Source organism: Sphaerotilus sp. (genome assembly GCF_031429695.1).
Lineage (GTDB): Bacteria > Pseudomonadota > Gammaproteobacteria > Burkholderiales > Burkholderiaceae_C > Sphaerotilus.
Map to the genome: position 1 here is coordinate 1 of NZ_JANPAB010000078.1, position 11,960 is coordinate 11,960.

The 11,960-nt window shown below is 65.3% G+C and carries 15 protein-coding genes; 3 read left to right on the plus strand and 12 right to left on the minus strand.

Annotated features, from left to right (window positions below):
• Window positions 1-103 precede the first annotated feature (103 nt).
• The 6 genes from RMP06_RS14805 to RMP06_RS14830 form a co-directional block, all read right to left on the minus strand.
• Window positions 104-289: a nucleotidyltransferase family protein gene (locus RMP06_RS14805; protein WP_310462554.1), complete on the minus strand. Its 186-nt coding sequence runs from the start codon at window positions 287-289 to the stop codon at window positions 104-106.
• Complete coding sequence (locus RMP06_RS14810) at window positions 289-615, minus strand: addiction module antidote protein (protein ID WP_310462555.1); 327 nt, start codon at window positions 613-615, stop codon at window positions 289-291. Before RMP06_RS14810 ends, RMP06_RS14805 begins: the two co-directional genes overlap by 1 nt.
• Window positions 612-944: a type II toxin-antitoxin system RelE/ParE family toxin gene (locus tag RMP06_RS14815; protein WP_310462556.1), complete on the minus strand. Its 333-nt coding sequence runs from the start codon at window positions 942-944 to the stop codon at window positions 612-614. The genes RMP06_RS14810 and RMP06_RS14815 overlap by 4 nt, the downstream gene beginning before the upstream one ends.
• Before the next feature lie 195 nt (window positions 945-1,139).
• A complete protein-coding gene (locus RMP06_RS14820) occupies window positions 1,140-2,063 on the minus strand; it encodes a hypothetical protein (protein WP_310462557.1) in 924 nt (307 codons plus the stop codon).
• On the minus strand, window positions 2,038-3,264 hold the full coding sequence (locus tag RMP06_RS14825; RefSeq protein WP_310462558.1) for a restriction endonuclease subunit S: 1,227 nt from the start codon (window positions 3,262-3,264) through the stop codon (window positions 2,038-2,040). Before RMP06_RS14825 ends, RMP06_RS14820 begins: the two co-directional genes overlap by 26 nt.
• Complete coding sequence (locus tag RMP06_RS14830; protein ID WP_310462559.1) at window positions 3,261-5,744, minus strand: DEAD/DEAH box helicase family protein; 2,484 nt, start codon at window positions 5,742-5,744, stop codon at window positions 3,261-3,263. Before RMP06_RS14830 ends, RMP06_RS14825 begins: the two co-directional genes overlap by 4 nt.
• A gap of 67 nt (window positions 5,745-5,811) precedes the next feature.
• On the opposite strand from RMP06_RS14830, the gene RMP06_RS14835 reads away from it, so the two are divergent.
• Complete coding sequence (locus RMP06_RS14835) at window positions 5,812-6,078, plus strand: DUF4160 domain-containing protein (protein WP_310462560.1); 267 nt, start codon at window positions 5,812-5,814, stop codon at window positions 6,076-6,078.
• Window positions 6,071-6,325 (plus strand): DUF2442 domain-containing protein, encoded by a 255-nt coding sequence (locus RMP06_RS14840; RefSeq protein WP_310462561.1) that lies wholly within the window; start codon window positions 6,071-6,073, stop codon window positions 6,323-6,325. The genes RMP06_RS14835 and RMP06_RS14840 overlap by 8 nt, the downstream gene beginning before the upstream one ends.
• A 16-nt stretch (window positions 6,326-6,341) precedes the next feature.
• Here RMP06_RS14840 and RMP06_RS14845 read toward each other — a convergent pair whose 3' ends face one another.
• The 6 genes from RMP06_RS14845 to def form a co-directional block, all read right to left on the minus strand.
• A complete protein-coding gene (locus RMP06_RS14845; protein ID WP_310462562.1) occupies window positions 6,342-7,535 on the minus strand; it encodes a phosphoglycerate kinase in 1,194 nt (397 codons plus the stop codon).
• 45 nt (window positions 7,536-7,580) lie between these two features.
• Complete coding sequence (locus RMP06_RS14850; RefSeq protein WP_310462563.1) at window positions 7,581-7,910, minus strand: AzlD domain-containing protein; 330 nt, start codon at window positions 7,908-7,910, stop codon at window positions 7,581-7,583.
• Window positions 7,907-8,689, minus strand: a complete 783-nt coding sequence (locus tag RMP06_RS14855) for an AzlC family ABC transporter permease (protein ID WP_409050175.1) — start codon at window positions 8,687-8,689, stop codon at window positions 7,907-7,909. The genes RMP06_RS14850 and RMP06_RS14855 overlap by 4 nt, the downstream gene beginning before the upstream one ends.
• A 26-nt stretch (window positions 8,690-8,715) precedes the next feature.
• A complete protein-coding gene (locus RMP06_RS14860) occupies window positions 8,716-9,099 on the minus strand; it encodes a hypothetical protein (protein WP_310462564.1) in 384 nt (127 codons plus the stop codon).
• A 67-nt stretch (window positions 9,100-9,166) separates the two neighbouring features.
• Window positions 9,167-10,114: a methionyl-tRNA formyltransferase gene (gene fmt / locus RMP06_RS14865; RefSeq protein ID WP_310462656.1), complete on the minus strand. Its 948-nt coding sequence runs from the start codon at window positions 10,112-10,114 to the stop codon at window positions 9,167-9,169.
• Between the two features lie 20 nt (window positions 10,115-10,134).
• On the minus strand, window positions 10,135-10,650 hold the full coding sequence (def, locus tag RMP06_RS14870) for a peptide deformylase (protein WP_310462565.1): 516 nt from the start codon (window positions 10,648-10,650) through the stop codon (window positions 10,135-10,137).
• A gap of 129 nt (window positions 10,651-10,779) precedes the next feature.
• Between def and RMP06_RS14875 the strand changes: the two genes are divergently transcribed.
• A complete protein-coding gene (locus RMP06_RS14875) occupies window positions 10,780-11,958 on the plus strand; it encodes a LysM peptidoglycan-binding domain-containing protein (RefSeq protein ID WP_409050179.1) in 1,179 nt (392 codons plus the stop codon).
• The last annotated feature ends 2 nt before the right edge of the window (window positions 11,959-11,960 follow it).

The window sequence follows — 11,960 nt, forward strand, 5'->3', positions numbered from 1 at the left end:
TCACGAACTGATCAATCAGCTCCTTCGGTATCGCCGGCATCGCCGCCACTGCGGCCAGCGCCGCCTTCGTCGTCTTCCTGCTTGGCATACATGCTCCTTCTTCTCATGCTATGCCTCGCACACAAAATCCCGGATAGGCTCCGATCAGACCGGGGACTCGCTCTGGCTCAAACTCGACCAGCAAATCCAGGTCGCTGTCAGGACGGGCGGTACCTTTCAGCCGCGAGCCAAACAAGGCCAGCCGCTGAATACCGTGACGCTGGCAAATCTGAGTCAGTTCATCCGGCATCAGCGATCGGCCTGCGTACCATGCGCCAGTGTCAGGTGAAGCCCCAGCGCACGAAACACGGCCCACAACGTCTTCGCTGTCGGATTGCCACGAGGCGACAAGGCGCGGTACAGGCTTTCGCGAGGAAGGCCGGCCCGGTCGGCCACGGCGCTCATGCCCTGAGCCTCTGCGACGTGGCGCAGCACCGCCAGCAAGGCAACGTGCCCGCCTGGCTCATTCGCCTCATCCAGAGCAGCCGCCAGATACTCTTGGGTGAACGACGGATCGGCCTTGAGCAGTTCCACGACGGCTTCGTCGTGCGAGCGGCTGGCGGGTGATGCCTTCATGTCGCTTTCCTTCTGCGCTGCTGCCAGTCGTTCCAGTAGTCGAGCGCGGTGTTGATGTCAGCCTGTTGCTTGCGCTTGTCGCCCCCGACCAGCAGCAGCACCAGACACTTGCCGGCCATCGCGTAGTACACGCGGTAGCCCGGTCCCCAATCGATGCGCAGTTCCCACACGCCATCCGAAAGCGGCTTGCAGTCTCCGAGGTTCCCTGCACCCATTCGCGCCACTCGGACCAAGATGCGGGCGCGGGCTTGGCGGTCTGCCAGGGCCGACAGCCACTGTGCGTAAGGATCGCGTCCATCGGTGGTCAGGTAGTTCTGGATGTCGTACATGGGAGTCTGTGAACTATACGTTACAGATGACGTGTGTTGGCGAGAAGATGACAAGCCCGGCTGGTCAGCATCTGTTGGCGCGGATCGGGTGCCCGTTTGCTGATCCCGGCGCTGAGTGATCTGGGGTGGCATATGTGTCCTCCGTGTGATGGACACATTGCACCTGCAACGGCCGGATGAGTCACTGACATCAACTCAGGGGGCGTTTTTGTCAGCGGTCAAGGGATCAAGCGAGGCCAGAGATTTCTGAATGTCGATCATGCGCTGACGATTTTTTTCTAGAGCGGCACTGGATCGCGGGGACCAATTGAATCCATCAATAGACCGGAGAATAAATTCCCCTCTCATTGCGTAGGTCGTCAGCGCATGTTCATGGACCTCTATTTCATAATTCAATGCTTCCTTGGATATGGCATTTTCTTGATCCACCAGGGAATTGCATCGATCCACATGCAGTTGTCTTGTAATTGCATAAATATTTCTTGCACGAGCCTCAATATTTTGCGCGTGCTCTTCGAGCATTTCATCCACCATCCGCAATAACTCACGCGCCATGGCAACTGTAATCCAGCCACCATCTGGCATCCTGAATACATTTTCATCATCACGCGGCACACGATGAAACATCATTTTTCCATTGCGATCACGAACCTCCATGCGGCAAGTTGCGAGATAAAGACGGCGCAAGCCATCGGCCATCCGAAAATTTTCAGATTGCTTCTCTTCTGCGATCAGGAACATCTCTTCCCAGAACCGATGCTTTTCGATGTATCGCATCGCATTGCGCTCACTGGTGCAGCATATATCGCACGCAACTGCGATGGCGTTTTTGTGTCCGGCCCCTGATCTCATTTTCATCAGGTATTCTCGTGTCGCTTGGCGTCTTTTCTCCAGGGGCACCCCTTTTCCGGCGGGGCGACCTGTTTTTCTCCTTGGCGCTCGCCCATCCTCCAAAGCCGCCGCAGTAATTTCTATATACGTATCCCGAAGACGATCCGGAATATTCCTGCCATTTTTTCGGAGTAGCAGAAACTCCTCAATCACCAAGTTCTCTTCTTGGATCTGCCCGGCCTCCCATTGAGATACTAGGTAATCAGCCTTGGTTCTGAATATGGTCATGAGAGGAGAAGACCTGCGCCAGCAGCCGCGCCGGCAGTTCGTGGATCGCTTGCTGCTGCGCCACCAGACCGATTTGCATGGCTTCAACTTCCGCAATGGCGGCTTTGAGACGCGAGGCAATCAGCCGTTGCCTTGAGAGGTCTGGCAGCGGGATACCAAACGTGCTCAGCATTTGCCCGTTCAGATTGGCTTGGTTGCCGCCTCTGCCCTCGGAAAGGCTCCGCAGTTCTTGATAGGAATGACGCAGCCAGAATTGCAGGTACTCCGGTTCATGCCGGTCGCTGGGCAAGATGGCAAAACATGCCTGATTGGTGGTCGCCGCTACCTCCAGCACAGCCGATTGCCCACGAGTCCTGCCCTGGCCATACATCGCCACCAGCACCGTGCCCGGTGGCAGCACCGTAAGCGAGCATTCCTTCAATGCAAGCTCCGAAATGGCTTCCTCGCTTTTTCGGATGGGGGCGTTGGCTACCTCTCCTGTCTTAATCCAAGGGTAGACGGCGGGTACCCAATAGTCCGCATGGCTGCGCGATGGTGTGGTGCCGCTGCAGGTTCGCGCGATGCGGCTGATCTGTTCACTAGGTATGCCACCAAGTTCGCCGAACGTGCTGCGGAGAATGGCGATTGTGATCTGTGCAGCCTCGTCTACCTGCGCCTGCGCCGCCTGCCGCGCCTCTTCAACCACCGCAAGCTGGGATTTCAGATGCGCGGCAATGCGCTGCTGTTCTTCCAGCGGCGGGGACAACAACGGAAACGACCCGAGAACCTGTTGGTTGATCGAAGCGATGCCCGTCGTTTTCTTGGCATGCGCAAAGAAATAGGCTTTGCCGTAGCCAGACCCAATCTGAAGCGACACGAAATCAGGGTCGTAGCGATCGACCGGAAACCGCACCCGAAAAATATGGTTCTGGTGGATGCACAGCGGCAACTGCTCACGCCAGCAAGTGCCGCGCCCCAACTTGTCCAGATCGCCGCCTTCCGTCAGAAGCAAATCCCCATCGCGCAAGCGCCACTTCTCGATTTCCCGTCGAGTGGCCTGCACGGTCTTGATTTCCGACAGATCGAGACTGCCATCCTGCACATTCGCGACGCGCAGATACGGTACCGACACGAGTTCGGATTCTTTTGTTTTGCGTCCCAGCGTGATGCCAGCAGAAATTTCAGCGACATCCCGCAGTGGAACAACCGGCCAATTCGTCATACCCCAAACAACCTCATCTTCACATCCATCACCACCTCCGCCGCCCGCCCCAGCGGCTTCAGCGCCGCCAAGCCGCCAGCGCGCTTGATTTCCGGGACGTTCCACAGCTCGGACGACTCCAGCGCCAGCGTGCCCCCCGCCGCGAACTGGTGGCCGAAGCCGCGCAGCACGGTGGCCGGCTTGTCGTCCATCGACGCGAACCACGGCGCCTGCGCACGCAGGAATGCCTGTGCCCGCTCCGCCTGCGTCAGCGCCTTCGCCTGATACCCGTGGTGAGCGAGCAGGTCGAAGGTGTCGCACGCCTTCATGCCGGTCAGCTCGCGCACCGTCTCGGGCGAGTAGTGCGCGCCGAGCAAGTGGTCGATCAGCGCCCGCCGCCGCCGTGCCTCGACCCACAGGCCCCGGAAGTCCTGCAAGGTCGCCGCCTCCTTCAGCATCCGCTCGACCATGCCCTGTCGGTACTCGTCCAGCGGCACCTTCACGTCGCGCATCACCCCATCGACCTCGCGCGCCTGCAGGATGTAGCGCCCGACCTGATCGACCGTGACCGCATCGCCCGTGCGCAGTTCCGGCAGCGGTGGCCCGTCGCGGTCGTCGTCGTCCTGATCACCACCGTCCGTCCCGTCGCCATCCCCGCCCAGCCGCACACGCGGCTTGCGCACCACCGTCAGGAACTCGGTGCCGAACAGGTCCGTCACCCCGGTGTAGTCGTAGAGCCAGAACTTGAACTTGCGCGTCGGCTCGTGCAGCCGCGTGCCACGCCCGACCATCTGATAGAACAGGATGCCCGACGCCAGCGAGCGGAAGAACACCACCGCGTTGAGCCGCTCGATGTCCACGCCGGTCGCCAGCAGATCGACCGTGCAGGCGATGAAACACCGCTCGCCCGAGCCGCGCATCGGCTCCAGCAGTTCGGCGCCTCCGCTGGCCGTGCATTTGAAGGCGTAGTGCTCTTTCGGCGCCCTGCCCTGCTGCGCACACCAGTCGGCGTACAGCCGCTGCATCTGCAGGGCCACCCGGTCGGCGTGCAGGTCGCGGGTGCAGAAGATGATGGCCTTCTGCTCCGGCCCGCCACACGCGCACAGCCGTGCGAACAGGTCGGCGCACATCGCCTCGATGCGCTCGGGCAGGATCAAATCGTCGTCGAACTGGCGCGCCCCGTACTGGGCCTTGAGTTCCTCGATCGGCAGCGCCTGCCCGGTGCGCACGTCGGTCACGCCGATCGCCTCGATCTCCTCGCGGGTGAAGATGCGCCCGTCGATCGACGGTTTCAGCCTCACCATCTCGCAGGCCGACAGGTAGCCGTCCTCCTGCGCCTGGATCAGCGTGTACTCGTAGACCGGCGCCCCGAAATAGGCGAGGTTGTTCGCGGTGATGCGCTCGTCCTCGGCCGTGGCCTCGGCAATGGCGGGCGCCTGCGGCCCGTGCTGACGCGGCGCACGCAACTGGCGCGGCGTGGCGGTCAGGCCGATCTGGATCGCCTGTGGATTGCGCCGCAGCACCTCCGACCAGCGCCCCCAGGCCGAGCGGTGGCACTCGTCGATGACGATGACCGAAAAGGCGTCCTCGCCGTAGTGGCGGCTCAGGAAGCTGTCGACCCCCGGCGCGCCGTCGTCGCCCGGCTCGCCGTCGATGCCCAGCGTCTGGTAGGTGGCAACGTGGACGCGCGCGTTGCGGGCGACGTTCTCGCCCTGCTCGGTGCGCACCGCCCGCACGCTGCCCTTCGGAAACGCCCGGCCGAGCTTGTCCATCGCCTGTTCGCGCAGCTCGTCGCGGTCGCACAGGAACAGCGCCGGCTTGGCCAGCCGCCCGGCTTCGTGCAGCCGCCACAGCAGGTTCGCGGCAATCACCGTCTTGCCGGCGCCGGTGGCGAGGCTCATCAGCACCCGCGCCGGATCGCCCGCCTGCTCGCTGCGCAGGATCTTCTCGAACGCAGACCGGATGGCGGCGTCCTGGTAGTAGCGCGGCCGGTCAAACGCGGGGCTGTCGGGCTGGAACAGGATGGCGGCGCCGGGCGAGGCCAGATCGACACCGCTGTCGCGCCCGTAGCGTGCGGTCAGCTCGGCGTGCGTCGGGAACTCGTCGAGCGGGCGCACGTCGCCGGGCTGCTGCGTGGTGCGGTCGAACTCGGCGTAGCGGTGACCGTTGGTGCTGAACACATAGCGCACCGTGTGGCGGGCGGCGGTGCCACTGTAGTAGCCCTTGGCTTGCTGCATGCCCTTGAGCGGGTCGGCGTTCTCGGCCTTGGCTTCGATCACGCCGACCGGCAGCGGCACGGGTGCGCCGGGCGGATGGATGCACAGCAGATAGTCGGTGCGGCCCTTGCCGGAACGGCGTCGGCCCTTCAGGTCGTCGGTCGAAGGCTCGACCGGCGCGGGGGTCTCCAACCGCATCTTCCAGGATGCGTCGTAACCCTTGCTCCTCAGCACCGGGTCGATGCGCCACAGGCGCGTTTCCGCTTCGTTATGGTGCTCTGCCATGTCCGATCACCCCCTTCATTCTTTCTTGTCTTCTTTGCCTGCGGGCGCAGATGCCTAGAATCGGTCCATGCCCACCATCGCCATTTTCTTCGGCATCGTTGTGCGCATGTGGCACGACGACCATCCACCTGCCCACATCCATGCGGAGTATCAGGGCTTCGAAGCGCTGATCGCCATCGAGACCGGAGAAGTGGTCCAGGGCAACCTGCCGCGCAAGGTGGCAGCTATCCTCAAGGAATGGTGTGCCACCCACCGCGACGAACTGCGCGCCAACTGGGATCGGGCACAACGCTTCGAACCACTGGAACGCATCCAAGGAGCTGACCGTGATTAAGATTCTCACCATCGACCATGCTGGAGACCTCCAACTGGTCCTGACCTTCTCGAACGGTGCGCGAGGACGTTTCGACGGCAGTGCCTATCTGTCCGCACGCCATGGCCCGCTGCTGGAGCCTCTGCGTCAGGCCGACTACTTCCGGCGCTGCTTCGTCGAAGCGGGTGCCATCTGCTGGCCGAACGGTCTGGAACTGAGTGGGGCGCGGGTGTTCGAACTCAGCCAGCCGCTCAGCCTAGCGGCCTGAACCGCCAGAAGCTTTCTCAGCCCACAGCCCGCTTCGCCAGAATCTCGAACGCCGGCAAGGTCTTCCCCTCCAGCACTTCAAGGAACGCCCCGCCGCCAGTCGAGATATAGCCCACGTCCTTCTCGATCCCGTACTTGGCGATCGCCGCCAGCGTGTCGCCACCGCCCGCGATCGAGAACGCATCGCTCTCGGCCACCGCGCGCGCGACCGTTTCCGTGCCATGCGAGAAGGCGTCGAACTCGAACACGCCGACCGGGCCGTTCCACACGATGGTGCCGGCCGCCTTGAGCTGCGCGGCCAGGATGGCGGCGGTCTGCGGGCCGATGTCGAGGATCAGGTCATCGTCGGCCACGTCGGTCGCGGCCTTGATGGTGGCTTCCGCGGTCGGCGAGAAGGTCTTGGCGCACACCACGTCCACGGGGATCGGCACCGCCGCGCCACGCGCCTTCATCGCCTCGATCACGGCCACGGCCTGCGCGACAAGATCCGGCTCGGCCAGCGACTTGCCGATCTTCAGCCCCGCCGCCAGCATGAAGGTGTTGGCGATGCCGCCGCCGACGATCAGGCCGTCCACGTTGGCCGACAGCGCCTTCAGGATGGTCAGCTTGGTGCTCACCTTCGAGCCGGCGACGATCGCCACCAGCGGGCGCTTCGGGTTGGCCAGCGCCTTGCTGATCGCGTCGATCTCGGCCGCAAGCAGCGGGCCGGCGCAGGCGACCTTGGCGTACTGGGCGATGCCGTAGGTGCTGGCCTCGGCGCGGTGGGCGGTGCCGAAGGCGTCATGCACGAACACGTCGCACAGCGCGGCCATCTTCTGCGCCAGCTCGGCGTTGTTCTTCTTCTCGCCCTTGTTCAGGCGGCAGTTTTCCAGCATCACGAGCTGGCCCGGCGCCACGTCCACACCGTCCACCCAGTTGGCGATGACGGGGATCTCGCGGCCCATCAGCTCGCCCATGCGCTGGGCGACCGGCGCCAGCGAGTCGGCGGGCTTGAATTCGCCCTCGGTCGGGCGGCCCAGGTGGCTGGTGACCATCACGGCAGCGCCGGCCTTCAGCGTCATCTCGATGCAGGGGATCGAGGCGCGGATGCGGGTGTCTTCGGTGATGTGGCCGGCGTCGTCCTGCGGCACGTTCAGGTCGGCGCGGATGAACACGCGCTGGCCGGCGATCTTGCCGGCGGCGATCAGGTCTTGAAGGCGAAGGACGTTCATGTGGATAACTCCTTGATGTGAAAGCGAAAAGAGAATTCTTTGGCGCTACCAGCCCAGGCCGATGCGCAGGGGAAGGAACACGGCCATGCCCACCACGATGGTGCCGAGGATGCCGCGCCGCCAGAAGTAATACGCCAGACCGACCGCCGCGCCCAGCAGCCGTGCATCGGCCAGCGTCCCGATCAGCGCACCACGCGTCAGCAGCACCTCGGGCACGATGATGGCCACCAGCGCGGCCAGCGGCGCGTACTTCAACGCCCGCTTGGCCCAGGCGGGGATCGGCACTTCCTCGCGCGGCAGCATCAGCAGGCTGCGCGTCAGCACGGTGACCAGCGCCAGCCCGACGATGGTGAGGGCCGCTTCCCAGGTGTTCATGGCTCGGACCTCCGACCCGCCGCCGCCAACCGCCCGCCACCACCGCCGGGCCGCTCCATCATCAGACCCGCAGCCACGGCAGCCGCCACCGCAACGACGATGTGCAACTTGTACGGCAACGCAAACGCCGCCACCGCCGCCAGGGCGGCCACCGCAGCGCAGATCCATGTCGCCCGGTCCACCAGCAGCGAGCAGGTCAGCCCGATCAGCGCCAGCGTGCCGGCGAAGCCCAGGCCCCACTGCGGCGGGATTGCATCGGCGAGCACGATGCCGACGATCGACGGGATCTGCCAGCCGACCCAGACCACCACGGCGCCGCTGACGAAGTATTCGATCTGGCCGGGGCGCGGCTCCGGCTCGGGCCAGGCTTTCACGAACAGGGCGTAGTTGATGTCGGCGGCCAGATAGCTCAGGGCCACACGCTGGCCACGCGGGAGGTGGCCGAAGTACCAGCGCCACTGCGCGCTGTAGATGACGAAGCGCAGGTTGACGATGCAGGCGGTCAGCAGCACGACCCAGATCGGCGCGCCGGTGGTGATCAGCGGCAGCGAGGCGAGCTGCGAGGAGCCGGCAAACACCGTCAGCGACATCAACAGCGCCAGCCACGGATCGAGGCCACTCTTGACCATGGCCACGCCGGTGACGAGTCCCCAGGCAGCCATGCCGGGCACCATGGGCAGCATGTCACGCACGCCCCGCCGCCCCTCAGGGTGCAGGAAGACGTGGCGCAGGCGCTGGATCAGCGTGGCAGGAGGCAGTGCAGTGCCGGGACATGACATCCCAGCATTCTCCCATCGCCCGCCGGTCAGTGGGCTGGCTTGGCGTGGGCCTTGGCCGGGGCTTCCTTGGGCTCGTCGATGACGTCTTCGGCGGCTGCGGCGGGTTTTTTCCTGGCCGCGGGATCGGGCCGGGGGACGACAGGGGCGACGCCTTCGAGCTTGTTCTCGCGCATGTACTCGTCCATCTCGCGCCAGCCGGTGTAGGCCGCTGCCTTGTCCGCCTTGGGGTTGAGGGTGTAGCAGTCCTCGATGGCGCGCAAGGCGTGGCGGCAGGCACTGCCGATGGCCTTGGCGTCGGCGTCGGTGCGGGCGCGGGTGTCGCTGGCGGACTCGATGCCGAGCTGGTCGCAGCCCGCCAGCAAGCCGGAGGCGATCAGGGCGAAGGCGATGGCAGGAACTGGATGGCGCATGGCTGAACTCGGGGTGTCGTCCCCAGCGCTATCGTCGTCCGGCTGCGCGACTTGAGCCGCGCCCCGCTCAGCCGAGCCGCTCGCCAACGCCGATGGCACAGCTCCGCAGGACATCGCGCACCGGCTGGCGGCGCCCGCCCGGCCGCTGCAGACTGGCCAAGGCCAGCGCACCTGCACCGCAAGCGACGACGAGGCGGTCGCCATCCACCTCCAGCACCGTGCCCGGCACACCCTGCCCTGCCACGGCCTGCGCCTGCCAGACCTTGAACGTCTCGCCTCCATGGCTGAAGCTGGCGCCGGGAAACGGGTCGAACGCCCGGACGCGCCGCGCCAGCACCTCGGCGGGCAGCGTCCAATCGAGCGCCGCTTCGCGCTTGTCGATCTTGTGGGCGTAGGTGACGCCATCGGCGGGCTGCGGCGTCGCGGTCAGACCACCGCGCCCGGCCAGGGCGAGCGCCTCGACGATCAACCGGCCGCCGAGCGTAGCGAGCCGGTCGTGCAGCGCGGCGGTGGTGTCGTCCGGGCGGATCGGCTCGGGAGTGACCAGCAGCATGTCGCCCGTGTCCAGCCCCGCGTCCATCTGCATGATGGTGATGCCGGTGTCCGCGTCACCGGCCTCGATGGCGCGGTGGATCGGTGCCGCCCCGCGCCAGCGCGGCAGCAGCGAGCCGTGGATGTTCAGGCAGCCCAGGCGCGGCAGGTCCAGCACCCATTGCGGCAGGATCAGCCCGTAGGCGGCGACCACCAGCACATCGAGTTGCGCCACCTGCAGCGCGGCGCGGGCAGCGGCGGCTTCCTCGGGATGGCGGCCGTCAAGCTTCAGGCTGGTCGGCTGCACGACCGGCAACCCATGCTGCAGCGCGCACTGCTTCACCGCGGAAGGCTGCAGCTTCATGCCGCGGCCAGCGGGGCGGTCCGGCTGCGTCAGCACCAGCGGGACGGCGTGGCCAGCGGCCAGGATCGCCGCCAGCGCCTCGGCGGCGAATTCCGGCGTTCCGGCAAAACCGACGCGCAGTGCAGCGCCCGCCACGGCCATCACTCCTCGTCCTCGTCTTCGCGCAGGCGCTTGACCATCTTGCTGCGGATGCGGTTGCGCTTGAGCGGCGAGAGGTATTCGACGAAGACCTTGCCCATCAGATGGTCCATTTCGTGCTGCACGCAGACGGCCAGCAGCCCTTCGGCCTCGAACTCGTAGGTCTGGCCATCCCGGTTCATGGCCCGAACCGCCACGGTGGCGTAGCGTTCAACCTTGTCATAAATGGTCGGAACTGACAGACAGCCCTCGTCGCTCACCACACGCTCCTCGCTGTGCGCGATGATGACGGGATTGATCAAAACGAGCTGGTCGGATTTGTCCTCCGAGGCGTCGATCACAATCAGCCGCTCATGCACATCGACCTGCGTGGCGGCCAGGCCGATGCCGCGGGACTTGTACATCGTCTCGAACATGTCGTCGATCAGCCGGCGCAGCCGGTCATCGACGGTCGCAACAGGCTTGGCGATCTTGTTCAGGCGGGGATCGGGGTAACGAAGGATGGTCAGCAGGCTCATGTTCGGGAACAACGCCATCGGCGCCACGGCCGGTTTCGTTGCAGCATCAAGGGTTTAGGGGCAGAATTTATGAGATTGATTGAAGAGTTTCGCGCGGGCCGGATCGGTCGGCGCACGGAGATGCGCTCGATGATCCTGTGCCACGGCCAACTGGCTCCCCTTCAGCGCGCAAGCGCCAGGGCCGCAAGCCTCCTGACCCTCGCCATGCTCGGCCTGTCAATCTCGGCGGCCCATGCATTCCCCGATTATCCAATCACTGGCGCCCAGCGGGGCACAGCGCAAAAAGTCGCCGAAACCGGTGTGCCCTTGTCGGAGCTGGCGCCGAACGCGCCCGACAGCTACACGGTCAAGCGCGGTGACACGCTGTGGGATATCTCCAAGCTGTTCCTGCGCAGCCCCTGGCGCTGGCCGGAGCTGTGGGGCATGAACCTGCAGGACATCCGCAACCCGCACCTGATCTACCCCGGCCAGTTGTTGACGCTGGTCAAGAGTGGCGGCCGTGCGCGGCTGGTGTTCGGCGGCAGCAGCGACGGCACGGTCAGGCTATCGCCGCGCGTGCGGGCCGGCGACACGGATCTGGGGCCGATTGCCTCGATCCCGCTGCACCTGATCGAACCTTTCCTGAACGACGCGGTGGTGCTCGACAGCGACACCTTGGCCCGCGCCCCCCGCATCGTGGCCGGCCGCGAGGGGCGGGTGTTGCTCAGCCGCGGCGACGTGGCCTATGTGCGCGGCGAGATGCCGGCCACGCGCGACTGGCGGATCTTCCGCGAGGCGCGGCCGCTGCGGGATCCGGTCAGTGGCGAGATCCTCGGCTACGAGGCCGCGTTTGTCGGCAACGCCGAATACGTGCGCGCCGGTGAAACGCGCACCGACGCCCAAGGTGCCACGGAAATCGTGCCGGCCACCTTCACGCTGAATTCCTTGCGCCAGGAGGCCGGCATCGGCGACCGCATCGCGCAGGCCCCCATCCGCGACAACCGCAACTACGTGCCCCACGCCCCGAGCAAGCCGATCGAGGGGCGCATCGTCTCGATCTACGGCGACGGCCTGTCCGCAGGCCAGAACCAGATCGTGGCGCTCAACCGCGGCGAGCGCGAAGGCATGGAGCGCGGCCATGTGCTGGCGGTGCTGCGCACGGGCGAGCGGATACAGGACAAGGCCGATCCGCTGAAAACCGCGCTGAAGCTGCCCGACGAAGCACATGGCCAGCTCTTCGTCTTTCGGGTGTTCGACCGGGTGTCCTATGCCCTGATCCTGAGCGCCGAGACCGCCGTGCGCCCGGGCGACCGCTTCACGCCGCCGTGACG

What these genes read in the sequence shown, in the direction of transcription:
- RMP06_RS14810 (WP_310462555.1), bottom strand. Translation starts at nt 615, where the DNA reads ATGAAGGCATCACCCGCCAGCCGCTCGCACGACGAAGCCGTCGTGGAA.
- RMP06_RS14830 (WP_310462559.1), bottom strand. Translation starts at nt 5,744, where the DNA reads ATGGCAGAGCACCATAACGAAGCGGAAACGCGCCTGTGGCGCATCGAC.
- RMP06_RS14845 (WP_310462562.1), bottom strand. Translation starts at nt 7,535, where the DNA reads ATGAACGTCCTTCGCCTTCAAGACCTGATCGCCGCCGGCAAGATCGCC.
- RMP06_RS14805 (WP_310462554.1), bottom strand. Translation starts at nt 289, where the DNA reads ATGCCGGATGAACTGACTCAGATTTGCCAGCGTCACGGTATTCAGCGG.
- RMP06_RS14835 (WP_310462560.1), top strand. Translation starts at nt 5,812, where the DNA reads ATGCCCACCATCGCCATTTTCTTCGGCATCGTTGTGCGCATGTGGCAC.
- RMP06_RS14855 (WP_409050175.1), bottom strand. Translation starts at nt 8,689, where the DNA reads ATGTCATGTCCCGGCACTGCACTGCCTCCTGCCACGCTGATCCAGCGC.
- RMP06_RS14825 (WP_310462558.1), bottom strand. Translation starts at nt 3,264, where the DNA reads ATGACGAATTGGCCGGTTGTTCCACTGCGGGATGTCGCTGAAATTTCT.
- RMP06_RS14875 (WP_409050179.1), top strand. Translation starts at nt 10,780, where the DNA reads ATGATCCTGTGCCACGGCCAACTGGCTCCCCTTCAGCGCGCAAGCGCC.
- def (WP_310462565.1), bottom strand. Translation starts at nt 10,650, where the DNA reads ATGAGCCTGCTGACCATCCTTCGTTACCCCGATCCCCGCCTGAACAAG.
- RMP06_RS14850 (WP_310462563.1), bottom strand. Translation starts at nt 7,910, where the DNA reads ATGAACACCTGGGAAGCGGCCCTCACCATCGTCGGGCTGGCGCTGGTC.
- RMP06_RS14860 (WP_310462564.1), bottom strand. Translation starts at nt 9,099, where the DNA reads ATGCGCCATCCAGTTCCTGCCATCGCCTTCGCCCTGATCGCCTCCGGC.
- RMP06_RS14820 (WP_310462557.1), bottom strand. Translation starts at nt 2,063, where the DNA reads ATGACCATATTCAGAACCAAGGCTGATTACCTAGTATCTCAATGGGAG.
- RMP06_RS14815 (WP_310462556.1), bottom strand. Translation starts at nt 944, where the DNA reads ATGTACGACATCCAGAACTACCTGACCACCGATGGACGCGATCCTTAC.